Genomic DNA, 26,252 nt, shown 5'->3' with positions numbered 1-26,252 from the left:
GTCGTTACTGCGTAGAATGAGCGCTTCCTTACGCGAAGCATTAGATAACATTTCGCAGGAATGACTTCGATTGTTCGATTAAGCCCGATATCCGGTTACCCGCACTATCATAATCAATGCTCGTGTGAATGAGGCGCGTTACCTCAGCTGAAGAGTAGTCTGAGATCAGACGATCACGAAGACCACATTTCTCAAGAAATGAATCGAAACGGTCAGCTCCCCGCGTCCTATTTTTTAGGACTATGAAGTTCTTCTTGAAAATGAAGGCGAAAATCATGCCGTGAAAAGAGTCGGTCACGACAAAGCTTGCGCGCCGAAACTCTGACAGCCAGTCAACTGGAGAAACCTTTCTGCCCTCTGAGTTTACCGCCCCAGTTGGGGTTCCCCGAAGTGTCTCGCTAATCGAGTTTTCAAATTTCTCGCTGAACTTTTTTTCAATTCGGCTCGCGAGCACTTCGTTGTCTAGCACATACTTGAGGATTCTAGGCTGCACCGCTTCGCACGAGTTATCGCTGGCCAAAAGGGCTTCGTACTTCGACGCTCCCAATAGAAGCGTGGGATCTACCACATGGTGTGCCTGAATATCGAACACCTGCTTCGAGAGCGATACACCTTGCGACTCCCTTACCGAAATTTGCTCCAAATTCTTTACAGACTTCACTATTTTCGGATCGGAGAACAATTTATGATGATAGTGATGTCCGAACGACGCAGCATATGTTGATATTTTGACGCCATCGTCCAGTTTCATGTCTCCGAAGTAGACCCTGGCATTATGAGCGTAGTCTGGTCGCCAAACTTGGTCGCTGCCAATAATAACATGTGTATATCTCTGCGATATTACTTTCTCCAGTTTCCGCTTGGTATAAATTGGCCCAGTCAGATTGACGTACTGATCTATAAAATTCTGATTTTCCTTGAACGACTCTGCCACACCTCGAGTCCCAACGCGCCTCGTACGTGCAAGCAATGCTATGCCGATAGCGGCCTGCTTAAATCTTCGATACTGCTTGCTATGCTTCCAGCTTCTGTAGTTAATTACTTCCGCAGGAACGCCCTGTAGCTCAATATACGATTGTAAAGCATAAGCCTGAAGAATGCCGCCGGTATTCTTCTCCAGCGGCAATGTGAGAATTCCGATCCTCTTGCTCGTATTCATTTTCATTTGCGTTCGTCTTTCACCTTGAGCCTTGACTATCTCTAAATCCCCTCAGATCCTTGGGTAGGTCATTCAGGGCCGGTTGAGATTGATCGGTTTGGGTTCTAGTTTCCAAGAACGATCCACTCGTGGATCGTATTAGCTGCATTTATGCTGACGCTGTCGTGATTACACAGAATGTGCTGCTAGTACTAGGATTCACACCCTCAGTCTGAAACCTTCAAGAATAAAGGCACCGCGGCATACTTCTGAAGGGCGTGATTGTTAAATGCCATTGCTGGTAGTTCCCACCAGTCTACGCATGGAAGTTGCGCCGATGGCTGCTCATTTTCGCCTGTCCCTGCACAGCAGTAATGGCACCATGGAGGGCGAATGATATTAGCTACTGCTGCCTTTCAACCAATTAGCTCCGTGGCCTTTTGGCATCAGAGCTTGCTTCGCTCAAGCCCAGAAAACTTAGACCTAAGGGTGGCCGCTTGGGAGCACAGCTACGAATAGCTATGATCTATTCCCACGTTCCAACGTATCTTAGTATCAGAACGGGCTCACTGCGGAGACTAGATGGAAGATACTAAATTGGACTGGCGAGGAGAAAATGATTCAGCCGCATCGGAACCTCACTGAGGCGAACTGGACTTTCTGCTCTCCTATGAAGCTTTCTCTGCGCCAAGCATCTTCCTGCGAGTAACGATGCTGACGAACACTCCGAATGTAAGCATTACATACACGCTAGCGACACTATGAATGCCGAAGAAGTAGGCGCCAATAAATAGCGATAATATTGAGAAGGAGCTGGAAATGACCAGGTAGAGCTTCCTTTTTTCAACAATGTAGGGAACTCCAAGTATCGAGTTAACCCAGAACGCAAATCCGAACACCATCGAGGCAGTGAAATCTCCAACATCTACACTTGCTGGCCCGCTTGAAAAAGTCACTGTTAGGTAGGCTATTTGGAATACTGCTGCAAGCAATACGGCGGCAAAGACTGCACGGGTTGAAACAGTTGGTCGAAGAGCCTGCTTCGCGAGAAAGCCTCGCCGAAATCGTTCGTACTGGGGGGCGAGAAATGCTCTCATTGCAAATGTCCCTCTGCTGTATACTGCGTACACGGCCAGAAACTCGGGGCTCGAGAATGCATAAAGAACATAGCGATCACCCATGAACGACAGATTGAGAGTAAGCGAGTTTAGAACCATTTTCCATGTTCCTCGCACATCACCCTTTAGCTCCGTCCAGCTTGCCGTCAAATTCAGAACAGTGTTGGATGCCTCGCGTACTCTGATAGCGTAAAAGAGTCCTGTTACGACAACTCCAGCTGCGATAATTGCCTGCTCGACCTGGCTTCCAATTAGAGATAGCAGGCCAGCGATTAATGCAATCGGAACCACTCCATCTGCCAGTTGGTAGCGGTTGATGTGCCCTTGCGCGAAGAGATCTGCCTTGATGTACTCGACACTATGTTTAGCGGCGACCAGCCACAAAATGGCTGAGATGAAAAGAGATGAACCGACTATTGAGGTGATTACAGCGCCAAGCACTATCAATATGTTAGCGAGAAAATAGCCGCGAAAAACCCTCTCTCCGCGAGTTGTTCGCCAATTGACCCGGTCGCTTGAAAGCAAGATAAATACTAACTGAGATGTAACAAGTATTATTTCAAAAATCGCTACGCTCTCAAGACTATACGCCTTGAAAATGACTGGTACTGCCGCGACTCCAGCCGCTCTCGGCAGAACACTAGAGAGAGTATCGCGCACAGTTCTCAGATCTTTCTAGAGGAAGCGGTACTGATGGTATCGTCGACTTCACCTATCGCAATCATCATTACGACTGAGGAGTTCTTTGGTACGACGCCTAGGGATTTCAGTTTTTGATCGTTCCTAGGTGTTGCTGACCAGTTCAACGGACAACTCCCAACCCCAAGGAACGCTAGGTAGTTTATTAAATTCATGCAGTACATGCCGCCGTCAATGTACCCTTGGTATCGTTCATACGGCGATGTTAGGTACCGCAAGCGTGCATACACGACTAGCACTTGCTTTATCTCAGAACGAAAAGAGTCGTTCCCATTCTGCAGCTCCAGGGCTTTGGACATTTCATCGCCTGTTAGAACTGATGTTCCTATGTACTGCCTGTTGCATACACTTGGAGTGCCTCGTGCTGCGGCAAGTGCCCGCTCAATATTTTGCAGGCTCGTTTCTCGATCGAACTGCCTTACCGACCGTCTTTTCTCGATGATTTTATCGAATGACGCCCCCATCAGGTCTTTTGGTCTATAAGGTAGGTTGGCGTGGTATGAGTCTTGACTTTCGGCCAGGGCAAGTTCTGCACAATCGTCCGGAATTTCGTTTTTGACCCTGTAGGCCGACATAACGCTACCTAGGTAACGCTCTATTCCGTTACTCAGCTGCCCATTATGTTTGGCCAGTTTTATATTTCCATCAAGTCTCCGGAGGACCGCCCATCCGTAATTTGATCTCGGATTACGTAGAGTGAAGCCCTTTTCGATGCGGTGGATGTCTTGCAGCAGCCAACTTTCGGTCGCTTCCTTATCCACTCGCTTGAGGCCACCGTAACCTTTCAAGAAAACTCGAAAGTCGTACACGAAGCAACCGATCAGAAGGCTCGCCTGCCTCATCTTCTTTATTAGCTTGAGCAACGGAACTTTCCTATTTTCTATACCGACTAATATTGACCAGCTGGCTTGGATAGTACTCTTTCGGGTAGGGATCTACCGTAGCCCTCCCCTGAAGATTTTCTATTGGGTCGGGCAGGTCATTCCATTTTGCTATGCTGACTTCGCTCCACTCTTCCCTTCTATTCTGGAGAGGGAGCAATCTAGCTATGCTTATCATAACGCGTGCATTACCATCTTCTCTTCTGCACGATGACTTTTTGTATGTCCTTGGCATTACCTTCGGAACTATCGAAGCAGTGAAACAGCGACTCTCGCAATATTTCTTTCATGTGCCAGAATCGCTATGCTTGCAAATTTTTCGTTCGTTGTTGATATTAGCGATGCGGGCCAGAGTAACCGCATTGCGTTGAGATCTTTGGCGATCAATAAACCACCCCCACTTCATAAAATACTTACATGCTGATTCAATATGGAACTTAAGAAGTTTCGGATTTATATATGATCCCTTTGCATAGCTGTGTATTGCCGTGACTGAAGGCACGTATAGGGTCTTTGAGAAATCTCCAATGCGTCGGACCAAATCTACGTCTTCCATATACATAAAGTAGCGCTCATCAAAACCGCCAATTCGGCGCAAGGCTTCAGTACGCACAAGGATGAAGCAGCCTGAGAGCGATGGGATCTCTGCCTCCTGCCCGTCAGGCAGGTCATGCAGCTCATACCGACTGTTTAGTTTCTTTTTCATCCAGGAGCTTGGCAGAAACCGACGGAAAATTAGATCCATCGGTGTTGGTAGTAGTTTAGTAAGACGTTGTAAGCTACCGTCAGGGTAGGAGATGCGCGGCATCACTACTCCGACCTCTGGATTACGGCTTAAAGCTGCCTCGAGTTCTGGAACAACATTTCGCTCAAAGTAAATGTCGGGATTCACAATCAAATGAGCAAAGGAGCTTGGAGGGATTTGCGAGATTGCTTTGTTATGCGCCCTTCCAAATCCGAGATTCTCTCCGTTATAGATATAATGTACGCGCGGATCGTCGAACAGTGCGTTTTCGAGAGGATTGCTAGAGTTATCCACAACCCAGATCTCTCCCGTCGGGACTGAGGATAGGAATGAATTTATTGCCCTTCCGTATTCTTCTGGATCATTGTGATATAGCACAAGTGAAGCAGTTATCATTTTTCCGTTTCTCGATTCATTATTGCAAGCCCCCCCGATAAACACGCCTATTTATCTGGATAATTTTTGGTCAAATGCGGCTGGGACGTGTGCTTCTATGCTTCGCTATTTAAATGACCCCTTAATCCGGCCTGCGCGCTTGGCAATTATTGAAGTAAGTCTGTGCCCAACATCCTGCGTGGCTACAAGAAAAAATATTGGGTATTCTATTTACTTCATCACAGGTCGCATAGAACGTTACGTACTTTTATTTTCGCTTCGGCTTGGCTGACTTCGATCTTTGTATTTTTTGCTTTCCCGCCTGAGTTCATGAGCCTTGAATCAGCGTATTTGCGGATTCGCCAGTACATTTTCCATCCTGTTCGGTTCTGATCACGGATGTTCGGTACTCTCGACGTCTTTGCACTACCCCAAGTAAAATCGCGTCGCTCCAGCCGCCCCATTTGGATTGCACTCTTGCCCTCCAGCTTTGTCGCCGATTATCTTCGACATCCCGGCAAAAATGACTCCGTTATCCATATCATCGTTGTCGGTTCTGATGGTCGCTCGCTGCGCTATCGTTTCCTTGTGGTCGGTGAGGTCATGTAGCTTGGCGTCTAGTTGTTACCTGAGATGTTCACTTTTCTCAGGGACCGTCGGGTCAATTAGCTTCTGCCTCTGTGGCTCGTGTCCTATCCGGTCTAGAAACTTTGCTCTTTGCGAGGTAGCGAGTTGCCATGGCTTAGCTTATCGTCCTGAACATTTTTTAAGCGGTAGGTCGAGGCCCATTCTCTCGTTGAGTTCGGGATACGGACTGCAGCGAGCACCGCCCCTGCGTCTCGAAGTCCACGCGACAAGGCGTAAGTGAAGCCTCACCGCCGCATTTCATCGCCTCGATTGTGGATTTAAGGAGCCTGGGTTTAGATATCGGTACATCGCCGCGATCTTTCTGTGTTCTTGTCGAAGCCGACCACATTCTGACTTAGTATGAAATTTTAGACCCGGACATAAGGCATACATTCTCGTCCCCAGGCTTCAGCGGGTTTCATGATCTTTCTTTTAGCTCGATGATCACGCCTTCCATTGCGGCACCAGCGAAGCACGCAAATCAGTCGCATGCGATACCTTTGGCGTTGACGAAAAATACACGATAGCGCTACTTACCTTTATTTGCTCGCGTCCATCCTCTTTATCTCGCGCTGAAGCGCCTCTATCTCCGACTGCAGCGCCTCATGCTCGGCCAGCTTGCGCTGCAAGAAGCCCGAGGTAAGTCGCGCCTTCTCTTCGATTCCACCGGGTGTAAGTAGGTAGGCGTAACGCAATTTGTTACGTGACACTCGGAAGTTACGAGCCTTGATCTGGCCTTTTTCGATCAGAGCTCGCAGCACGTAGTTCACCCGCCCGAGACTGAGTCCAAGCTCCGCCGCGATCTGGCGTTGTGACAAGGAGGGGTTTTCTTCCAGAAGTCGCAACAACCGGAAACGCAGATCGTCGGAGATCACAGAGCCTCCATAGCTGCCGCACCGAGGCTCGCCTCTGAGCTCGGATTTGGACCAGATAATCGAATGCCAGCGTTCACGCGTGAACGCCTATCAACCCCCGCGTGGTAGGGCAATCAGAGATTAGCGGATCTTCCGCGAATGGTGGCGCCCCCTTGAAGCGGCACTGCTCCGATGCAGAATTGGTGTTGTGCGACAGCGGCCGCAGCGCAGAGAATCGCCTTTCTATCAACCCAGAGCAATACGTGACACGTGTACATTGCCTGCGCGAAACCGCCGCACGGGATGGCAGCAATCCTTGTGACGGGAGGAACTTTAGCTACAAGGGGGCCGAAGTGCCGCAGGCTGGCGTCTCCGGACCCGCAAAGTTTGGCGTGGCACTGCAAACGACAAGACGACAGGCGGCTCCGGGCAGTCGAAAGGCGGACAATGGCAGGACAGGCACTACAGCGCGGCAAACCGCGGTTAGCATCGGTGAACTCTGCACAGGTGCAGACCAAGCCGGAAACTGAGGACGAGATCGATCTGGTTGCTCTTCTGCGCACGCTGTGGCGCGGTAAGTGGTTGATTATGCTTTGCGCGGTCGCCGCAATGACTGCGGGCGTCTACTATGCCACCCAAGTGGCAGTTCCTAAATATTCGGCAAGCACCTCGGTGGCGCTACAGGTTCAGGCCCCTCAGATGGTCGACTTGGATAGTGTCATGTCGGGGGTCTCGACCGACGACGCCAGCATGAACACCGAGGTCGAGGTGATCCGCTCGCGTGGGTTGCTCGAAAAACTAGTGGCCGAGCTCGATCTGCTGCAGGACCCTGAGTTCAATATCGAGCTGCGGCCGGATGACGGGCTCTCGCTTGGTTCGCTTCTCGCGCCGGTTCTGGGCCGGGAAGAGACTGTCCTGCCCGCCGCCGAAACCCAGAAAGCCGCTCTCATCGACACGGTCGACCGCCTGCGTGAAACGCTGGGCGCGTCGGTGCAGCGCGACACCTTCATCCTCAACATCAGTGCCACGACCGAAGATCCGCGCAAGTCGGCGCGCGTCGCGAACACGCTGGCCGAGCTCTACATCGAGGACCAGATCGCGGTGAAGTTCGAGGGCACAGAGAACGCCGTCACCTGGCTGTCCGAGCGGGTCACCGCGCTTGAGGAGGAGCTGCGCCAGAAGGAGGACCAGATCGCCCGGCTGCGCTCGGAATCCGAGCTGGTCAGCCCGGAAGCGCTGGAAGGCCTCAACCGGCAGGCCAAGGATGTGCGCGACCGGCTCTCGGAGCTCGAGGACCAGGCCGCGCGCGACGTCGCGCGGCTGCAGGAACTGCGCGCGGCCTTCGAGGCGAGCGATTTCGGCACTCTCGGCCGTCTCGCCAATGACGGCACGCTGCGCCAGCTGGTGACGCGCCTCGAGGATGGCGAGAGCGGCGCCGGCGAGCTGGTCGAGCGCCGCGCCGAGACCGTCATCGCCCGGGCCGAGTCCGACCTGGAGCGCACGCGGTCGCAGGTGACGGCGCTCGAGACGTCGCTGGGCCGGCTGCAGTCGCAGATCGAGGCGCAGGGCGAGGAGCTGGCCCAGCTGCAACAACTCGAGCGCGAGGCGCAGGCGACGCAGACGCTCTACGAGACGTTCCTGGCCCGTCTGAAGGAAACCACCGTGCAACGCGGAATGCATCAGGCTGATGCGCGCGTGCTGTCGATAGCGACGCCGGGCGAGAAGGTGGAGCCGCGCACCGCCCGGATCGGGGCGCTCGCGCTGGTCCTCGGCCTGATGGCGGGCGCCGGCATCGTGCTTCTGCGCGAAGCGACGCATTCGGGCTTCCGCACCTCCGAGGATCTCGAGGGCCAAACCGGCGAGACCGTGCTCGGCCAGATCCCGAAGATGCCGATCCGCAAGCGCGGCCAGCTGATCCCCTATCTCAACGACAAGCCGACCTCGGCCGCAGCCGAGGCGATCCGCAACCTGCGCACCTCGGTTCTGCTGTCGAAGATCGACGCGGCGCCGCAGGTGATCCTGTCGACCTCCTCGGTGCCGGGCGAGGGCAAGACCACCACCGCGATCTCGCTGGCGCACAACCTCGCCGGGCTCGGCAAGTCGGTGCTGCTGATCGAGGGCGACATCCGCCGCCGGACGCTGAACGAGTATTTCGAGAAGGGCGCCAAGGCGGGGCTGCTGTCGGTGCTCACCGACAAGGTGGCGATCGAGGAGGCGGTGATCCGGCAGGAGAACTACCCCGTCGACGTGCTGATGGGCGAAAAGTCCACCGTCAACGCCGCCGACCTGTTCTCGTCGGAGGCCTTCAAGACCTTCGTGGAGCGGATGCGGACGCGCTACGACTACATCGTGATCGACACGCCGCCGGTGCTGGTGGTGCCCGACACCCGGATCATCGCCGCGCTGGCCGACGCGATCATCTACACCGTGCGCTGGGATCACACGCCGCGGGCGCAGGTGAGCGAGGGCCTCAAGCAGTTCCGCACCGTCGGCGCCGAGGTCACCGGCCTGGCGCTGTCGCAGATCGATCCCAAGGGCATGAAGCGCTACGGCTATGGCGGCCGTCACGGCGCCTATGCCAGCTACGGGCAGGGCTACTACGACGCCTGACCGGACCGGTCGACCTCCTCCGCGCCGGCGGCGATGCCGCTCCGGCGCGGAGGATCATCTCCTGAAGAGATTGCAGCGGCGCCCGGGCGCCATTCCGCCATCCGGAGCGCGAGCCCGCTTGGGTTGCCGCCCGTTCTCGGATAGGCCGCCGGCAGACGCCCCACAGCCGACGCGGACCCCCCTCACGTGGACAGACACTGGTACATCGCCCAGCTCAAGCCCAACGGCCTGCGGCTGGCCCGGCAGAATCTCGGGCGGCAGGGCTTCGACGTCTTCTGCCCGCTACAGGAGCTGACCCGGACGCTGCGCAACAAGCCGCAGCGCGTCCAGACGCCGCTCTTTCCCGGCTACTTCTTCGTCTCCCTGGCCCGCGGCGACTGGCGGGCGGTGAACAACACCCGCGGCGTCAGCCGGCTGGTGGCGCTCGACGAGGCCGGGCCGCGGCCGGTGCCCGGGGCGCTGATCGAAGCGCTGCGCGACAGGTGCGACGAGGAGGGGGTGATCCGCCCGGCCGCGGCCCCCGAGGCCTTCGAGATCGGCGAGAGGGTCGAGGTGACCCACGGCCCGCTGGCAGGCTTCGTCAGCCGGGTCGAGGCGCTGGCGCCCGAGCAGCGCATCTGGGTGCTGCTCGAGCTCATGGGCCGGGAAACACGGGTGATGCTTAGGCCCGAGGATCTCAGGCGCGCCGGCTGAGGGCCGGGCGCCCGCGCGCCGGGGGCCCGGCCCTCAGTTCGAGACGCCGGCGGCGGCGGTGTTGATCAGCGTCGGCAGCGCCTGCTGCAGCGCGCGGTTCCACTTGGTGATCGGCTGCGCCTCGACGAAGACCACGTCATTGGGCCGCATCTCGAAGCGGGTCGCCAGCGTCAGCGCCGCGGCGTTGCCGGCGTCGAGATGCCAGGCGGTGACCGCCTCGCCTTCGCCCGCGCCGCGCAGCACGTAGATCTCGGTCGGGTCGCCCGTCGCCGCCGAGATCCCGCCATTGGTGTAGATCACGTCGGCGAGCGAGGCCTGCCGGCCATAGGGCAGCGGGAAACGGCTCTGCTGGCTCACCTCGCCGGCGAGGTAGACATGGTCGCGCCCCTCGGCATCGAGATCGCTGCGCGCCTCGAAATTCGCCCGCTGCTCGGCCAGCGCGGCGCGGCGCAGCTCGATCTCTGCGGTCAGTTCGTTCAGCGCCTGCAGCCGCGAGGAGCTGCGCAGCTGCGTCACCTCGAGCTGCTGCTCGTAGAACTGCAGCGCCCGGTCGAGGTCGTAATTGGTGTCGACATAGATCGAGTCGCCCGCCCGCAGCGGCACGTTCTGCAGCTCGGGCCGGGCGAAGAAGGTCTCGACCGGGATCTGGTAGAGCGTGCCGTCGCGGTAGAGCCGGATCGAGGCGTAGTCCTGGTCGCGCAGCGTGATGCCGCCGGCGGCGGTCAGCGCCTCGCCCAGCTCCAGCCGGTTGAGCGTGACCGGCACCAGCCGCGCCTGCGCCACCGCGCCGCCGACCGCGACGCGCTTGGAGTTGAACTCGGCAACCTCGAGGCTGAAGGCCGGGTCGATCCCCTGCCGCACCAGCGCGTCGAACACCGCCGCCTCCGCCTCCTCGAGCGTCATCCCGGCGATCGAGATCTCGCCGATGTCGGGGATGGCGATCGCGCCGTCGTCGCGCACGGTGTAGCCCTGCCGCTGGTTCTGCGCGGCCAAGAGCCCCGAGAGCTGCTCGACCGTCGAGGCGGTGCTCTTGTAGGCCAGGAGCACCACGTCGCCGATGCCGATCTCGTAGGGCTGCGCCTCGAAGGCCGGCGGCACCCGCAGCTCGAGCGGCTGCGGGCTGAGCTCGGGCAGCGTCGGTGCGCTCGGCAGCGCGCCCAGACCCCGCAGGCCGCCGCCGCCAGCGGCCTGGTAGAACACCGCCGGCAGGCTGCGTGGCGTGTAGGGCGCGGCGTTGGCGGCCTTGAGGTTCTGCGCGGTAAGCGGCACCACCTGCACCTCGGCGCCGGCGGCCTGCTGCTTCACGGTCTGCGTGTTGTAGGTGACGCCGCAGCCGCCGAGGGTGAGCGCCGAGCCCAGCATCAGCGCCGCGAAGATCTTCCGGGTGGTCATGGCTCGTCGTCCCTCGTTCCCCTGGCCGCTCCGTGGCGGCCCGTGCTGCGGCCCTGTTTTTCCCGGGGGGACTCGATCCCGAGCCGCCGCGTCCGGGTCCGGTCTTGCCGGCCGCTTCGATAGATGTTCCCGACCAGCAGATCGCCGGGTTGGCCACATTCGTCAACACGAGTGACCGCATCGGGCCACGCGACGGCCATGATCGGCCCACCGGGCATGGCAACAATGTCGCACCGCAACCCAAGGAGGATCGCGCGGGCCGCCCGAGGGAGGATCAGAAGTCGATCTGCACCGAGAGGTCGAAATCCTCGTCCTCGAAGAAATCGACCGAGGATTGCGTCACCTCGTAGCCCGCCGAGACCGCGAGGCGGGCCCCGAGCGGCCGGCTCAGCGCGACGCGCCAGGTCTCGTCGGTGCGCGGCGTGCCGAAGAACAGGCCGCCCTCGCTTTGCCGCCAGCCGAGCCGGAACCGGGTCGGCCGCGACGCCACCAGCGCCGTCAGCTCGGCCGAAAGCGCGGTGGTGACGACATGCTGCCCCGGCACCGCCTCGCCCCGGCGCAGATCGAAGGCGGTCGCCACGCCCGCGGGCCAGGCCGAGACCAGCCCGGCGGACCAGGCGGCCTGGTCGTAGGGGCCGTCATCGGCGTCGAACCGGGTCGTCCCGATCCCCAGCCGCGCCTCGTGCAGCGACGGGCCCAGCCCGAACAGGCGGAACCAGTCGGCATCGGCGAAGACCGCCTCGCTCTCGCCGAGGTCGAACCGCTCGATCGAGGCGCCGCCGCAGCCGCGCAGGTGGTTGGCGAAGTCGACCCGGCGCGTCAGGCAGGCGCGGCCGCCCGTGCCGGCCTTGGTCAGGCCCGTTCCCGGCGCGACGCCGCCCCACAGGTCGAGATCCGTCACGAGCGCGCTCCGGCCGCCAAGCGCCACCCGCGTGGCCGAGCGCGCGCCCGCCCCCAGCAGCAGCCCGGCCTGCGCCACCTGCGCCTCGTCGACCACGAATTCGAGGCCGAACAGCGTGAAGCTGTCATTGCGCAGCCCGCCGTTGAGGTTGTCGTCGTAGCGCAGGATCGGGTCGATATCGACGCTCTGGCGCACCACCGTGCCGAAGCCCGCCTCGTGCCCCATCCCCGCGGCGATGCCCCGGGCCAGCCTGCGGGCGGCGGGCGGCTGGCCGGGGCGGGTCAGCCCGAACAGCGCCAGCCGCTCCGAGCCGCTCAGCCGCACGCCCTGGAAGGTGAGCGGCCGCTCCGCCGCGGCGGGCTGCACCGCGACCCCGCCGAAAAGCGCAACCGCGGCGAGTGCCGCGCGGCCCAGCCGCCGCCACGCCCCGGCCCTCCCCGGGGCCTTCTTCCGGCCGGCGCTCCGCCTCGACTGCATGGCCCGCTCCCTGTCCTGACACCGCCCTGCATATCGCGCGAAGCCCAGCCGTCCAATCCGCTGTGGTTGTGCCGCGCCGGCATCTGCTCAATCCGCCGCCCGTGCCGCGCCGGGGCCGGCGGTTTTCCGCCCCCCGGGGCCCGGGGGCGGAGACGGCCACCAAATTTCCACAAACTCCTGCTAGCACGCCCCGATCCTCAACCATGGGACGAGACCGACATGCGCCATCTCACCTTGCTCGCCCTGCCGGCCCTGCAGCTTCTCACGGCCTGCGGCGGCGGTGCGGATGCCTATCTTCCCGACGGCACGCCGGTCGATTTCGGCCCCTGGGACCCCGACCCGATCCCGCAGCTGCGCGAGACCCCGGACGGGCCGATGGGCTATGGCGACTTCGCCCTCGTGCTGAACGAGGTCCGCACCGACAACGGCACCCGCACGCTCGAGGAGAACGCCAAGCTCAACCGCGCCTCGCGCGACTACGCCGACCTGATCGGCCAGAGCGGCCCGCTCAGCCACACCGGCCCCGACGGCTCCACCCCCGGCGACCGGGCGCGGGAGGCCGGCTACGACTACAGCTTCATCGCCGAGAACCTCGCCCGCGGCTACCCGTCCGACGAAAGCGTGGTCGACGCCTGGATGAACTCGGACGGCCACCGCGAGAACATGCTCGACGAGCGGGCCGAGGATTTCGGCCTCGGCCGGGTCGGCGCCAACTGGGTGCTGATGGTCGGCGCCGAGAAATAACCCGCGCCGGGGGGCGTCAGGAGGCGGCCCCCGCCGCGGCGCGCGCGGGCGCGCCGTCCAGCACCTCGCCCCACCACGCCGCCATGAGCCGGGCGACGTCCGGGCTGTTGTGCCGCCGGACCAGCAGCTCGGGGTCGGACAGGCCGGGCCGGCGCCAGAACCCGTGGCCGGGCCGCTCCAGCCGCACATCCCCGGCCAGCAGCGCCGCTTCCGTCTCGCGCTCGATCAGCCGCGGGATCTCGGCCCCGAGCCCGCCAAGCCCGCCGCGCCCCAGCGCCCCGGCATCGGCCCAGAGGCTCCACTCGTAATCCGGCAGGTACAGGTGCGGCATGATCTTCGGCTTGCGCCGCGCCCCCGGCCGGCCGGCCTCGGCCGCGTCGAAGGGGATGACGGTCCAGCCCTCGGGCACCCCCGCCTCGCTCCCGGCGAAGACGTAGAGGTCGAAATCCTCGAGCCCCTCGGGCAGCCGCGGCAGCGCCGCGCCGGGATGGTCGAGCGCGGTGCACAGCGCGTAGGGCTTGCGGAACGCCTTGCGCCAGCGGCGGTAATGGCGCGCATCATCCCCCATGTAGGAGGCCAGCTCCGCGCCGTCCGGGTCCGGGATGTAGTCGGGCTCGTGGCGCCCGTGCCCCGAGGCCAACCCCGGCCGGCCGAAGCCGCCCTTCAGACCGGCATGCAGGCGCGGATGCTCGCCCACCAGGATCTTGCGCCCCTCGAAGCTCTGCCACCAGTGCCGGTCGACGAGGCCCTTCTCGCGGATCTCGGCCCGGCCGGTGCGGCAGACCGCGGCGAGATGCGCCGAGGCGTGGCCCATCCGGAACCCGGTCTGCGCGAAGGCGGTGTGGGCGGGCGGAAAGCCCTCCTTCCAGGCCGAGCCGCGCAGGTGGTGGTAGCGGATCCGGTTCAGCCCCGCCATGTCGTGATCGTCGAGATAGGGCAGCAGGAACGCGGCGTAGCGCGGCGAATACCAGTCGTCGTCCTCCATGATGAGGACACGCTCGGCCGAGATGTGCTCCAGCCCCGCCAGGATGTTGTGGCTCAGCGTATGCGGCGCATCGTCCGGCCGCGCCTCGCGCCGCACATAGGTCACCCAGCCCGGCAGCCGCATCTGCTCGGTGAGCGGCAGGACCCCGTCGTCGACGACGATCCATTCGCGCGGCCGGACCGTCTGGGCCAGCACCATGTCGATGCAGCGGTTGAAGGCCACGGGCCGGTCGCCGGTGGGCGTCAGAACGGCGTAATCGCCTTGCACAGGGCCTGAATCCACGGTGGCGGCCCGCCGGCGCTCGACCCGCAGCGCGGCCCTGCGGTTGCCGATGTCGCGCAGGGTCTCCCGCATCGGCCGGTAATCGCGCGGGGCCTCCTCCGGCAGCCCGGAGACCAGCGTCACCCCGGCTTCGGCATCGACGCTTGAGGCCAGCGCCACCTGCCCCCCGAGCGCGCAGGGCAGCAGCCCGAAGAACCGCTCGACCGCATGCGCGAGCTGCCCGTCGCGCCGGACCTCCTCGACGGTGAAGTCGGTGCCGCGCAGCACCTCCATCAGCCGCGCGACCAGCGGCGCCGAGATCCAGAACACCGTGCCCGCGAAGAAGCCCCAGTCATCCGCGGCCGGATCGGCCCGCAGCCCCGCCGCGCGGGCCAGCGCCTCGAGCCGCGGCGCGTTCTCCATCAGGGAAGCCGCGCCGCACAGATACAGCTCCCGCGCGCCGCCGATCATCGGCCCGGGCGTGTCGCGAAACAGCCTCTCGTACTGCGCCACCCGTTCGGGCGAGCCCGCGACCCCGTCGAACAGCGCCGCGCGCCACAGCTCGGGCAGCTTGTCGCCGCCCTTGGTGTGCAGCTTGCAGAAGAAGGCGTAGGAGCCGATGTCGATCCGCTCCATCGCCTGGACGAAGGCGCCGACATCCTGCCCGGCATTCTCGACCGCGATCGGGACAGCGCGCGGAAAGGCCGCGCGGATCTCGGCCTCGGAATGGCGGGGCGAGTTCTTCGGGTAGGTGACGTAGAGATCGACACCGTCGGGGAAGACGGCGAGCCGGCGCTTCAGCTCGTCGAGAAGATCGAGGTGATAGGCGTGCAGGATGATCGCGTAATCCGCGCCCGACGAGGCATGGCGCAGCGGCACCTCGCGCCCCTCGGCCCGCCCGAACCGCTCGTAATGCACGAGCGGGTTCATCCCGGCGCGGGCGACGTCGGGATGGGCCGAGAGGTAGCCCCTGGCGTTGAATCCCGGCCCCGGATCGTGGCCCGCCGCCGCGCCGTGCAGCAGGTAATGCAGCGCCGGGTCGAGGCCGGAGGCGGCGGCCTCGGGGCAGCGGCCGAGATACCAGAGGGCGTCGAAATGCGCACTGCGCCGGATCGCCTCGGCCTCCGCCCGGCGCACACGCCCGGCGCGATATCGCTGCAACAACCGCATCCGACAGCCATAGTGCCGCACCGGTGGAATGACCAGTTCCGCCGCCCGCCTCGCTGCGCTTGATCCCGCTTTGCGTGTATGACACTTCCCCATGGGGGCCCGTCGTCCCGCCTTATCCGTGGGAGAGCACATGGCCGCGACATCGCCCCGGATTTCCAGCGGTCCCCACGCGGCGAGGCGCCCGTGACGCCGCAGCCGCCCTTCGACCGACCCGTCCGCCTGCTGACGCATGGCGCCGAGGACACCACCCAAGGCGGCCCGAGCGTGCGGGTGCCGCGCACCGCGCAGGCGCTGCGCGACGCAGGTGTCGCGGCCACGGCCGCGCATCTCACGCCCGACCAGCCGATCGCGCGGATCCCCGAGGACGTCGTGCATCTCTTCAACGTCTGGCCGCCCGAGAACGCGCTGCGCATGCTGCGCCGGCTGCGGCGGGCGGGCAAACGGATCGTGTTCTCGCCGATCTATCTCGACTTCTCCGAGATGCCGCTCTGGGCCGACGCCCCCGACCCCGCCGCGCGGGGCGCGATGCGGCGCTATTTGCAGGGCCGGGGCCGGCTGCACGAGATCACGCCCGGCTACCACGCCATGCTGCGCGAGATGATCGCGCTCGCCGATCACGTGGTGTTCCTGAGCGCGCGCGAGCGCGCAGGCCTCGAGGAGATCGGCGCCCGCGTGCCCGACGCGCGCGCAAGCCTGCTGCGCAACCCGGTCGACGCGGCGCTCTGGCAGGGCGGCGAGCCGGAGCTGTTCCGCGCGACATGGCTGCAGGACCGTCCCGGCCCGCGCGACTACGTGCTCTGCATCGCCCGGATCGAGGAGCGCAAGAACCAGCTGCGGCTGGCGCGCGCGATGCGCGACCTGCCGGCCCGGCTGGTGCTGATGGGCCATGCCGGCAGCTCCGCCTATGCCGCGCAGCTCCGGGCCGAGGGCGGCCCCGACCTCGTCATGACCGGCCGGGTGCCGCATGGCGGCGAGATGATGCGCTCGGCGCTTGCCGGCGCGCGGGCCTTCGCGCTGCCGAGCTGGGCCGAGGGCGCCTCGCTCGCCGCGCTCGAGGCGGCGGCGGCGGGCACCGACCTCGTGCTGTCGGACCGCTCTTCCGAGCGCGAGTATTTCGGCGATCTCGCGCGCTACTGCGACCCCGGCGACGAGGGCAGCATCCGCGCCGCGCTGGCCGAGACGCTGGCCGCCGACGCCTCGCGCGGCCCGGAGCTGGCGCGGATGGTCGCGCGCGAACACGGCTGGGCCGCCCATGCCGAGGCGACCGCGCGCGCCTACGCCACCGCCGCCGCCGCGGACCCGCTTCCGGCCCCATGCCAGCCCACCCCCCGCGCGGCGCCGAAGCTCGTGCTCGACGTCACCGGCCTCGACCGGGCCGGGCCGGAGAGCCCGCAGCCCGCGCTCGTCGCGGCCTTCCTGCGCAGCCCCGAACCGCCGCGCCTGGTCGCCTGGCATCCCGCCCATCGCCGCTTCGCCGAGATGCCGGCCGCCTTCGCCAGCCCCGCCCAGGCCGCGCGCCACCTCGCGCAGGCCGGGCGCGACGGTGCGCCGGAGCCGGCCCGGCTCGACCCCGACGAGACGCTGCTCGTCACCGGCGAGGCCTGGCAGGAGAGCGACGCCTATCTGCGCGATCTCGAGGATCTGAAAACCCGCTCGGGCGCCGGCCTCGCCGCCGTCGTGCCCGACCTCGCCGCCCATGCGCGGCCCGCGCTCTTCCCCGCCGAGCACGCCGCCGCCCTCCGGCCGCGTGCCCACCGGCTCTTCGCCTGCCTCGACCACCTCGCGGTGCTGTCGCCGCATTGCGCCCGCGACGCCGCGCTGGTCGAGGCCGACCGCGCCGGCGCGCCGCTCGACGTCACCGTGCTGAGCGGGATGGCAGAGCGCGAAACCGAGCCCGCCCCGCCCCGGCCCGCCGCCCCCGCTTCCGCCATCGCCGAACGCCTCGCCAAGCGGCGCTTCGTGCTGGTCGACGGGCCGGTCGCGGCGCGGCGCAACCTGCACCTGCTGCAGCGCGTCTGGTCGCGCTTCGCCAACGAGGACCGGCACCCCGACCTGCATCTCGTGCTGCCGGGCCGGCTGTCCGACCCCGACCTGGCCCGGCAGATCGCCGGCGACCCGCGCCTCGCCGGGCGCGTCCACCTGCTGGACGGCACCACCCCCGCCGATCGCGACTGGCTCTATGAAAACTGCCTGTTCAGCCTCTGCCCCGCGCTCGACGAGGGCTGGGACTGGCCCGTGACCGAGAGCCTGCGCCGCGGCACGCCGCATCTGGCCAGCGACATCCCCGCCTTCCGCGACGGCGCGGCGGCTGCCGAGGAGCGGCTCGACCCCGACGACATCCCCGGCTGGGCCGAGCGGATCTCGCAGCTGGCCGAGCGCGCCGCGCGGCCCGGCGACCTGCGCGAGGGTCTGCGCCCCGGCCAGAGGCGGGACTGGGACGGCCACGCCCGGACCCTTTGCGACGTGCTCGCCGCCCCCCGCCCGATCGCGACCCACCGCCCGCTCGCCCCCGGCCTCACGGCCGCCGCCGGCCCCGCCGCGCCGCCGCTGCGGCTCGGCTTCAAATCCGGCTGGCACCCCGCCTCGGGCGAGATGCGCTGGATGGCGGCCCCGCAAGCCGGCCTGCGGATCGGCACGGCGCCCGCAGAAGGCGCGGCCCGCCTGCTGCTTCTGAAGCTCGCGCCGCCGCCCTGGCTCGACCGGCGGCAGCGCCTGCGCCTGCGTCTCGGCGACACCGTGCTGCACGACGCCCCGGCCGGGCCCGAGGACTTCCCGCGCGAGCTGCTGCTTGGCGTGCCCGAAGCCGGGCCGGACGGCGCACTGGACCTTGCCCTCGACTTCCCCGTGGCCCCCGCCCCTGCATCCGGGACCCCGGAAGCCGCCACGCCGCCCGGCGTGCTCGGCCTCGCGCTGGTCTCGGCCACCCTGCTCGACCCGGACATCTCCAACCCGCTGTCGCATCTCGACCAACCGGGGCTCTGGAGCGAGGGCGCGCAGGGCCTAGAGATCGACTTCGCGATCGAGAGCCACCGCGCCGCCATCGCCGCCGGCCTCGCCCATGCGGCCCCCTGGGGCGTCGGCACGACGCGCGACCGCGTCGCGCTGCGCCTGCCGCTGCTGCCGGGCTGCCCCGCCGGGCGGCTCGAGATCGGGCTGCGCCCCGTCGCCACCGCCGAACGGCCGAGCGGCGCGGTGATCCGCTGGAACGGCCGGCACCTGGCCGAACAGGCCTGGAGCGACGACCAGCCCCGCCGGCTGGTGCTGCCGCTCGGCGAGGCCGACCTCGCCGGCCTCGCCCCCGCCGTGCTGGAGATCGCGCTCACATCGCTGATGACCCCGGCCGATCTGGGCCTGGGCGCCTGCGACACCCTCGCCGGCCTCGCCCTGACCGACATCGCCTTCATCCCCGGCGACGCAGACGGCAAGCAGGAGCCCGCAGCATGAGAAACGCCGCGCGCGGCCTGTTCGACGCCCCCCTGCCGCGCCCCGAGCCGGCACCCGGCCTGCGGCTCGGCCGCGGCTGGCATGCCGGGCCCGAGCCGATCTGGTCGCGCCACCCGCAGGCGCTGCTCGAGGTCGAGGCCGCCCGCTGGCCCGAGCCGGTGTCTCTGCCGGTGCGGCTGTCGGTCTTCGGCGCCACGCCGGACCGGCCGCGCCAGTTGCGCGTCACGAGCCCCGGCCACCCCGACATCGCCGTCGCGGTCACGAGCGAGGCGCCGCTCTCGCTGCCGCTGCGGACCCCCCGCCATGCCGAAGGCGCGGCCTTCAGCGCCATCCGCTTCGCGCTCGACGCCATCGACAGCCCGCTTCGGCGCGGCCACTCGCCCGACGAGCGCCTGCTCGGCCTGCGGCTGCTGGCGCTGGCGCCCGGCCGGCCGGCCCTCTCCCTCCCGCTCGACCTGGCCGCCGAAGCGGCGGGGGCGGAGATCCTGCAGGACGGCTGGGCGCCGCCCGACGCCGAGGGCGGGGCCTGGTCGATCGGCGACCGCGCCCGGCTGCGCCTGCCCGGCCATCTCTGCAATGAGGCGCGGTTGCTGCTCGAGGGCCGGGCGCTGCCCCGCCCCGAGGGCCACCCGCCCCTGCGGGTCGAGATCCACTGCGACGGCCGGCGCCTGCTCGCCCCCACCGCCCTGCCCGGGCCGGAGGTCCGGCTCGAGATCGCGCTGCCCCCCGCCGCCCCTTTCCGCGACCGGGAGCTGGTTTTCGGCTTCCACGATGCCGCTTCGCCACAGGCGCTGGGGATGAGCGAAGATCCGCGCCCGCTCGGCCTGCAGCTCTGGCGCATCTCCAACCCCTCCATATCCCAAGCGAAATCCCCGCCCGCCGCGCCAAGTGCCGCGCCGGGGCCGCAGGGACGCGGATTCGCCGCGATCACAAGCGCGTTGCGTTCGCTCACCCCCCCGAATAGGTAATCCCGCAAGGGAAACGAGGGGCTTCACGTCACATGAAAACCGCATTCATCACCGGCATCACGGGCCAGGACGGCGCCTACCTGGCCAAGCTGCTGCTCGAGAAGGGCTACGAGGTGCATGGCGGCGTGCGGCGGATCTCGCACCCCGAGACCACCCGGCTCGACATCCTCGGCATCACCGGCAAGGTGCATCTGCACGAGTTCGACCTCTCCGAGCAGAACAACATCTTCCGCGTGATCCGCGACGTCGCGATGGACGAGTTCTACAACCTCGCGGCCCAGAGCTTCGTCGGCACCTCGTGGGACCTGCCGATCTACACCGCCGATGTCGACGGCATGGGCGTGATCCGGGTCCTCGACACGCTGCGCACGCTGCGCCCGGACTGCCGCTTCTACCAGGCCTCGACCTCCGAGATGTTCGGCCTCGTGCAGGAGGTGCCGCAGCGCGAGACCACCCCGCTCTACCCGCGCTCGCCCTATGGCGTGGCCAAGGTCTACGGCCACTACATCACCATGAACTACCGCGAGAGCTTCGGGATGCACGCCTCCTCGGGCATCCTGTTCAACCATGAGAGCCCGCTGCGCGGCAAGGAATTCGTCACCCGCAAGATCACGCTGGGCCTGGCGCGCCTCGCGCATGGCGGCACCGACGCGATCCAGCTCGGCAACATGGACGCGCAGCGCGACTGGGGCTTCGCCGGCGACTATGTCGAGGGCATGTGGCGGATGCTGCAGCAGGACGAGGCCGACGACTACGTGCTGGCCACCGGCGTCACCACCACGATCCGCGACTTCGTCAGCCACGCCGCGGGCGTGCTGGGCATGGAGCTGGTCTGGGAGGGCGAGGGCGTCAACGAGACCGCGACCGACCACAAGACCGGCAAGCGGATCGTCGAGATCAACGAGAAGTTCTTCCGCCCCGCCGAGGTCGACCTGCTGATCGGCGACGCCAGCAAGGCGCGCGAGACGCTGGGCTGGGCGCCCAAGGTCGACATCCGGCAGCTGGCCGAGATGATGGCCCGCTCCGACTACGACGCGCTCTCCTGACGGGGCCGGTCCGCATGAGCCCCGCCGGCATCCCGCTGACCAGAAAACTGCGCTCGGCCGCCCGCCGCGCGATCAAGGGCCCGCTCGACCTCAACGGCCACCAGTATCGCGGCGCGTTCCGCGGCAACGTGGACGGGCTGTCGGACGAGGGCGTGATCCGCGGCTGGGTCATCCACCGCGAGAGCAAGAAGGGCCGGGTGCCGGTCGCCATCTATGCCGGTGACACGCTGCTCGATGCCGGCGTCGCCGACGCGATCCGCGAGGACGTGCGCGCCGCCACCGGCGGCGACGCGGCCTGCGGCTTCCAGTTCGGCCTGACCGACGCGCTCTACCAGAAGATCGCCGCCGCCGGCGGCAAGGTCAGCGTCCGCACCGAAGGGGCCGGCGCGGTCGAGCTGGGCAAGATCGAGCTGACCCCCGACGCCAGCAATCCCGGCCTCGGCGCCGACCTCGTCACCCGCTGCCGCTTCGCGCTCAGGACCGAGCTGGCGGCGCTGCTCGAGCTCGCGCAGGAGACGCCCGCCGCCGCCGAGCCGCTGCCGCCGGTCGCGCAGCCGGCGCTGTCGCGCCACGCCACCATGTTCACCAAGGCGCGGCTGATCCCCGACATCCCCGAAAGCGGCCAGCCCGCCTATCTCGACTACGTGCGCTACCGCTACCGGATGGACGAGCATTACGCGGTGGAGAAGGGCCTCGAGAACGGCGACCGCTTCCTCTACTGGTACCTCACCGCCTATCGCGGCCAGGAAAAGCGCCGCACCCCGCTCTCGGCCGAGCAGATCGACTACCTGAACGCGCCGCTGGTCATGGGCGGGCAGAACCACGCGCTCAGCCGCGTCATCTGGTGGCGCCTCTCGGCCCGGCCCGACCTGATGGGCAAGCTCAACCTCAACGACCGCAACGCCTTTCTCGACGTGCTGTTCTGGTGGGCGCATCAGGACGTCATGCATCTCAACCTCGAGGACTGCCTGGTGCCCGACCGCTACGCCGACGCGCTGCGCGGCGTGCACCCCTCGCGGCGGCTCGACGCCTTCCCGCTGAGCTACTTCACCGAGCGCTACTTCCTCGACAGCCCGAAGCTGCAATTCCTCGATCCCGGCTCGGCCGAGGGCCGCAAGACCCTGATGCTGAGCCTGATGCTGCACGCGGCCAAGCGCCCCGACCTGCTGCGCTACGTGCCGCGCGGGCAGATGAGCGCGCTTCTCGCCCCCAACCCGGAAAACCCCGGCGGCGGCTCGGATTTCGAGGCCTTCGTCAACGGGCTCCTGCAGGCCGGCGCCGAGGCCGAGGCGCGCGAAGCCGATGAGGATGACGGGGCCGAGCCGGCAACGCCCGCGACGCTGGCCCTGCCGCGCGAGCGCTACGCCGCGATGCTGCGCCGCAAATTCTTCGACCTCGACAGCTATTCCTTCCTGACCCGCGACCCGGCGGGCCACCGCTACGAGGCCGCCGCCCTGCCCGTCCCCGATCCGGGGCGCGAGGAGGTCGACGTGCAGCTGATCGGGCCGCTGGCCAAGGCCTCCGGCCTCGGGCAGGCGACCCGGCTCTCGGCCGCGATCCTGCGCGAAACCGAGCTGAGCGTGCGCGGCGTCGATTTCGACCTCGACAACCCCGCGCCCGAGGGCTTCAGCTCCGAGACGCTGATCGAGGATTACGGCCCGGCCAAGATCAACCTGATCCACCTCAACGCGGAATCCACGCCGCTGGCCTATGCCTACCAGCCCGACGTGTTCTCGGGCGCCTACAACATCGGCTACTTCTTCTGGGAACTCGACAAGCCCGCCTATTGCCACTACCTCGGCATGGAGCTTCTCGACGAGATCTGGGTCTCGACCGAGTACGGCGTCGAGATGTACAAGCCCGACGCCAAGGGCAAGCCGGTGGTCAATGTCGGCATGTGCTACGAGGAGCATCCCGACATCACCCGCGAGGCGGCGCGCGCCTTCGTCAACCGCCGCTTCCGCTTCGACGAGAGCCACTATGTCTGCCTCGTCGCCTTCGACAGCTTCTCCTTCGTGCAGCGCAAGAACCCGGTCTCGGTGCTCAAGGCCTTCCAGAAGGCCTTCGAGGGCGTGCCCGAGGCGCGGCTGGTGGTGAAGACCCAGAACCGCGACAGCGTGTTCGACCCGGTGCAGGTCAACCTGTGGGACCGCGTCGACGCGATCATCGCCGGCGACCCGCGCATCGTGATCATGAACGAGACGCTGAGCTACCGCGACCTGCTGCAGCTCAAGGCCGGCTCGGACTGCTACATCTCGCTGCACAAGTCCGAGGGCTGGGGCTTCGGCATGATCGAGGCGATGGCGCTGAAGGTGCCGGTGATCTGCACCGCCTATTCCGGCAACATGGATTTCTGCTCGGAGGAGACCGCCTGGCTGGTCGATTACGAGGAGAGCGAGCTGCGCCCGGGCGACTACATCTTCGTGCGCCCCGGCTCGGTCTGGGCCGAGCCCTCGGTCGAGGACGCGGCGCGCCAGATGCGCGCAGCCTTCGACGACCCGCAGGCGCGCGCGGCCAAGGCCGAGGCGGCCTATGGCTACATCCGCAAGAACTTCTCGGCCCCGGCGATCGCCGGGCGCTATGGCGGCCGGCTGCGCGAGATCCTTGCGGATCTGGCAAGAGAGAGCTGACATGGCGAGTTCCACCGACACCGCGACCCCCGAACAGATCGAGCTGCTCTACAGGGCCCTCCTGGGGCGGCGGCCCGATCCGGTCGCGCTGCAGACCCAGGCGAACATGGGCGTCGAGCAGGTCCTGCGCATCATCCTCGGCTCGAAGGAATACCAGCGGCGCCACGGCCAGCCGGCCCGCGACGCCGGCGCCGCGATGGGCCCCGCCGAGGCCGAGCGCGTGGTCTACCTGCACATCCCCAAATGCGGCGGCACGACCCTGCACGCGCTGCTGAGCGCCTGGTACGGGGCGGGGGTCGTCCACCCGGAGCGGTTCAACGGCCTGCACAACCTCTCGGCCGCCTCGATGACCCGCTACAAGGTGTTCTCGGGCCATTACGACTACTATTCCACCTGCCTCATCCCGGGGCGGCGGCGGATGATCTCCTTCCTGCGCGACCCGCGCGAGCGGCTGATCTCGCTCTACCACTTCCACCGCGCCCATCGGCCCGAATTCGTCCGCAAGAACAATCTCGGGCTGGCCCGCTGGGCGGTCGAGCTCGACATCGACGCCTATTTCGCCCACCCCGATGTGCGCGCCCATGCCGGGGTCGACAACTCGATCGCGCGGCATTTCTCGGACGTGCCGCAGGTGCCGCATGCCTGGCAGGGCGGGTCGGATGCCCGCCGCCCCGGCATCGTGGAGATGCGCGACCAGGCCCTGCGCAACCTCGAGAAGTTCGACTTCATCGGCTTCATGGACGATTACGACGCCTCGGTGGCGCGGCTGGCGCGGGTGCTGGGCCAGCCGCCGGTCGACCGGATCGAGCGCAAGCAGACCCTCGAGGGCCTGATGCAGAACGATCCCGGCATGCGCCGGATCGAGAAGCAGGTGCCCTCCGAGGACACGCTGGCACGAATGGAGGAGCTCGTCGTGCACGACCGCACGGTCTTCGAGGCCGCGCGGGCCCGCTTCGCGCCCGCCCCGGCCCTTCAAGACCCTGTCTCGTAAGCCGCGGGGGGACCGCCATCCATTCTTCTCACGACATCCGCGAGCCCCTCTCCGGATCCGTTGAAAAGGAACTCACTGCATGATCACCCCCGTCCTGCTCTGCGGCGGCTCCGGCACCCGCCTGTGGCCGCTCTCGCGCAAGAGCTACCCCAAGCAGTTCGCCGAGATCCTCGGCGAGGACAGCCTGTTCCAGGCCTCGGCGCGGCGCTTCACCGGCGCGGGCTTCGCCGATCCGCTGGTGATCACCGGCGACGCCTTCCGCTTCATCGTCAGCGAGCAACTCGACGACGTGGGCGTGACGCCCTCGGGCATCCTGATCGAGCCCGAGGGCCGCAACACCGCGCCCGCGGCGATCGCCGCGGCGCTCTGCGCGGCGCGGCGCGACCCCGAGGCGCTGATCCTGCTGGTGCCGTCGGACCACGCCGTGGCCGACCCGGACGCCTTCCGCGCCGCGGTGCAGGCCGGCGCGGTCGCCGCGCGCGAGGGGCGGATCGTCACCTTCGGCATCGCGCCCTCGCGGCCCGAGACCGGCTATGGCTGGCTCGAGGCGGGCGCGCTCACCCATGAGGGCGTGCACGAGCTCACCCGCTTCATCGAGAAGCCCGACGCCGCCCGCGCGGCCGAGCTGTTCGCCGACGCGCGCAACCTGTGGAACGCCGGCGTGTTCCTCGCCTCGGCCGAGACCCTGATCGCCGCCTTCCGCGAACACGCGCCCGAGGTGTTCCAGACCGTCTCGGCCGCGCTCGAGGCCGGGCGCGAGGATCTGAACTTCACCCGCATCGACCCCGATCTCTGGGCCCGCGTGCCCGAGGACTCGATCGACTACGCGGTGATGGAAAAGGCCAGCAACGTCAGCGTGGTGCGCTTCGACGACCACTGGTCCGACCTCGGCAGCTGGGAGTCGGTCTGGCAGGAATCGCCGCGCGACGCCGCCGGCAACGCCATCTCCGAGCACGCCACCGCCTTCGACTGCGAGAACTCGCTCCTGCGCTCCGAGGCCGGCGAGGTCGAGCTGGTGGGCATCGGGTTGAAGAACGTCGTCGCCGTGGCGATGCGCGACGCGGTGATGGTCGCCGACATGTCGGAGAGCCAGAACGTCAAGGCGGCGGTGCAGGCGCTCAAGGCGCGCGGCGCCAAGCAGGCGACGCAGCTGCCGGTCGACCACCGCCCCTGGGGCTGGTTCGAGACGCTGGTGCTCGCGGACCGCTTCCAGGTCAAGCGCATCCACGTCCACCCGGGCGCGGCGCTGAGCCTGCAAAGCCACGTGCACCGCTCCGAGCACTGGATCGTGGTGCAGGGCACGGCACGGGTCACGATCGACGACGAGGTGAAGCTCGTGACCGAGAACGAGTCCGTCTACATCCCGCTCGGCGCCGTGCACCGCATGGAGAACCCCGGCAAGGTGCCGATGGTGCTGATCGAGGTGCAGACCGGCTCCTATCTCGGCGAGGACGACATCATCCGCTACGAGGACGTCTACGCCCGCAGCTGAGCCGAAATGGC

Annotated in this window: 17 protein-coding genes; 9 read left to right on the top strand and 8 right to left on the bottom strand. The window is 65.9% G+C overall.

The window, feature by feature from the left end:
• Positions 1 to 40 precede the first annotated feature (40 nt).
• From BLT43_RS17530 to BLT43_RS17520, 5 genes are all read right to left on the bottom strand, one after another.
• A complete protein-coding gene (locus tag BLT43_RS17530) occupies positions 41 to 1,159 on the bottom strand; it encodes a polysaccharide pyruvyl transferase family protein (protein WP_165612663.1) in 1,119 nt (372 codons plus the stop codon).
• Positions 1,160 to 1,806: 647 nt separating this feature from the next.
• Positions 1,807 to 2,916, bottom strand: a complete 1,110-nt coding sequence (locus BLT43_RS19000; protein ID WP_131802689.1) for a hypothetical protein — start codon at positions 2,914 to 2,916, stop codon at positions 1,807 to 1,809.
• Between the two features lie 5 nt (positions 2,917 to 2,921).
• On the bottom strand, positions 2,922 to 3,818 hold the full coding sequence (locus BLT43_RS18805; RefSeq protein WP_110559037.1) for a nitroreductase family protein: 897 nt from the start codon (positions 3,816 to 3,818) through the stop codon (positions 2,922 to 2,924).
• A gap of 304 nt (positions 3,819 to 4,122) precedes the next feature.
• On the bottom strand, positions 4,123 to 4,977 hold the full coding sequence (locus BLT43_RS17525) for a glycosyltransferase family 2 protein (protein WP_090115004.1): 855 nt from the start codon (positions 4,975 to 4,977) through the stop codon (positions 4,123 to 4,125).
• A gap of 1,145 nt (positions 4,978 to 6,122) precedes the next feature.
• Complete coding sequence (locus BLT43_RS17520) at positions 6,123 to 6,458, bottom strand: MarR family EPS-associated transcriptional regulator (RefSeq protein ID WP_242652346.1); 336 nt, start codon at positions 6,456 to 6,458, stop codon at positions 6,123 to 6,125.
• A 426-nt stretch (positions 6,459 to 6,884) separates the two neighbouring features.
• Between BLT43_RS17520 and BLT43_RS17515 the strand changes: the two genes are divergently transcribed.
• Both BLT43_RS17515 and nusG read left to right on the top strand, forming a co-directional pair.
• On the top strand, positions 6,885 to 9,047 hold the full coding sequence (locus BLT43_RS17515) for a GumC family protein (RefSeq protein ID WP_090115002.1): 2,163 nt from the start codon (positions 6,885 to 6,887) through the stop codon (positions 9,045 to 9,047).
• Positions 9,048 to 9,233: 186 nt separating this feature from the next.
• Positions 9,234 to 9,740 (top strand): transcription termination/antitermination protein NusG, encoded by a 507-nt coding sequence (nusG, locus tag BLT43_RS17510; RefSeq protein ID WP_090115000.1) that lies wholly within the window; start codon positions 9,234 to 9,236, stop codon positions 9,738 to 9,740.
• A 33-nt stretch (positions 9,741 to 9,773) separates the two neighbouring features.
• Here nusG and BLT43_RS17505 read toward each other — a convergent pair whose 3' ends face one another.
• On the bottom strand, positions 9,774 to 11,132 hold the full coding sequence (locus tag BLT43_RS17505; RefSeq protein ID WP_242652345.1) for a polysaccharide biosynthesis/export family protein: 1,359 nt from the start codon (positions 11,130 to 11,132) through the stop codon (positions 9,774 to 9,776).
• A 274-nt stretch (positions 11,133 to 11,406) separates the two neighbouring features.
• Entirely contained in the window at positions 11,407 to 12,510 is a 1,104-nt protein-coding gene (locus BLT43_RS18800; RefSeq protein WP_110559036.1) for a hypothetical protein, read from the bottom strand.
• A 219-nt stretch (positions 12,511 to 12,729) separates the two neighbouring features.
• Here BLT43_RS18800 and BLT43_RS18795 point away from each other — a divergent pair, with 219 nt between their 5' ends.
• The gene (locus tag BLT43_RS18795) at positions 12,730 to 13,254 is read left to right on the top strand and encodes a CAP domain-containing protein (RefSeq protein WP_110559035.1); all 525 of its coding nucleotides are present in this window, start codon (positions 12,730 to 12,732) and stop codon (positions 13,252 to 13,254) included.
• Positions 13,255 to 13,270: 16 nt separating this feature from the next.
• Here the strand turns inward: BLT43_RS18795 and BLT43_RS18995 are convergent, their stop codons facing one another.
• A complete protein-coding gene (locus BLT43_RS18995) occupies positions 13,271 to 15,661 on the bottom strand; it encodes a rhamnan synthesis F family protein (RefSeq protein ID WP_165612662.1) in 2,391 nt (796 codons plus the stop codon).
• Positions 15,662 to 15,853: 192 nt separating this feature from the next.
• On the opposite strand from BLT43_RS18995, the gene BLT43_RS17490 reads away from it, so the two are divergent.
• From BLT43_RS17490 to BLT43_RS17465, 6 genes are all read left to right on the top strand, one after another.
• Entirely contained in the window at positions 15,854 to 19,114 is a 3,261-nt protein-coding gene (locus BLT43_RS17490) for a glycosyltransferase (protein ID WP_165612661.1), read from the top strand.
• A complete protein-coding gene (locus BLT43_RS17485; RefSeq protein ID WP_090114995.1) occupies positions 19,111 to 20,082 on the top strand; it encodes a hypothetical protein in 972 nt (323 codons plus the stop codon). Before BLT43_RS17490 ends, BLT43_RS17485 begins: the two co-directional genes overlap by 4 nt.
• A 32-nt stretch (positions 20,083 to 20,114) precedes the next feature.
• Positions 20,115 to 21,128, top strand: a complete 1,014-nt coding sequence (gene gmd / locus BLT43_RS17480) for a GDP-mannose 4,6-dehydratase (protein ID WP_090114993.1) — start codon at positions 20,115 to 20,117, stop codon at positions 21,126 to 21,128.
• Between the two features lie 14 nt (positions 21,129 to 21,142).
• Positions 21,143 to 23,758 (top strand): glycosyltransferase, encoded by a 2,616-nt coding sequence (locus tag BLT43_RS17475; RefSeq protein WP_090114991.1) that lies wholly within the window; start codon positions 21,143 to 21,145, stop codon positions 23,756 to 23,758.
• Position 23,759: 1 nt separating this feature from the next.
• Entirely contained in the window at positions 23,760 to 24,749 is a 990-nt protein-coding gene (locus BLT43_RS17470; protein ID WP_165612660.1) for a sulfotransferase family 2 domain-containing protein, read from the top strand.
• Between the two features lie 79 nt (positions 24,750 to 24,828).
• A complete protein-coding gene (locus BLT43_RS17465; RefSeq protein ID WP_090114988.1) occupies positions 24,829 to 26,241 on the top strand; it encodes a mannose-1-phosphate guanylyltransferase/mannose-6-phosphate isomerase in 1,413 nt (470 codons plus the stop codon).
• Positions 26,242 to 26,252 lie beyond the last annotated feature (11 nt).

The organism is Limimaricola pyoseonensis, from assembly GCF_900102015.1.
Lineage (GTDB): Bacteria > Pseudomonadota > Alphaproteobacteria > Rhodobacterales > Rhodobacteraceae > Limimaricola > Limimaricola pyoseonensis.
This window is presented reverse-complemented; position numbering and strand designations above follow the sequence as displayed.

Excerpts from the sequence above, each read along its gene's own strand:
- BLT43_RS17530 (WP_165612663.1), bottom strand. The coding sequence starts at position 1,159 with ATGAATACGAGCAAGAGGATCGGAATTCTCACATTGCCGCTGGAGAAG.
- BLT43_RS17525 (WP_090115004.1), bottom strand. The coding sequence starts at position 4,977 with ATGATAACTGCTTCACTTGTGCTATATCACAATGATCCAGAAGAATAC.
- BLT43_RS17515 (WP_090115002.1), top strand. The coding sequence starts at position 6,885 with ATGGCAGGACAGGCACTACAGCGCGGCAAACCGCGGTTAGCATCGGTG.
- BLT43_RS17505 (WP_242652345.1), bottom strand. The coding sequence starts at position 11,132 with ATGACCACCCGGAAGATCTTCGCGGCGCTGATGCTGGGCTCGGCGCTC.
- BLT43_RS18800 (WP_110559036.1), bottom strand. The coding sequence starts at position 12,510 with ATGCAGTCGAGGCGGAGCGCCGGCCGGAAGAAGGCCCCGGGGAGGGCC.
- BLT43_RS18795 (WP_110559035.1), top strand. The coding sequence starts at position 12,730 with ATGCGCCATCTCACCTTGCTCGCCCTGCCGGCCCTGCAGCTTCTCACG.
- BLT43_RS17485 (WP_090114995.1), top strand. The coding sequence starts at position 19,111 with ATGAGAAACGCCGCGCGCGGCCTGTTCGACGCCCCCCTGCCGCGCCCC.
- gmd (WP_090114993.1), top strand. The coding sequence starts at position 20,115 with ATGAAAACCGCATTCATCACCGGCATCACGGGCCAGGACGGCGCCTAC.
- BLT43_RS17475 (WP_090114991.1), top strand. The coding sequence starts at position 21,143 with ATGAGCCCCGCCGGCATCCCGCTGACCAGAAAACTGCGCTCGGCCGCC.
- BLT43_RS17470 (WP_165612660.1), top strand. The coding sequence starts at position 23,760 with ATGGCGAGTTCCACCGACACCGCGACCCCCGAACAGATCGAGCTGCTC.
- BLT43_RS17465 (WP_090114988.1), top strand. The coding sequence starts at position 24,829 with ATGATCACCCCCGTCCTGCTCTGCGGCGGCTCCGGCACCCGCCTGTGG.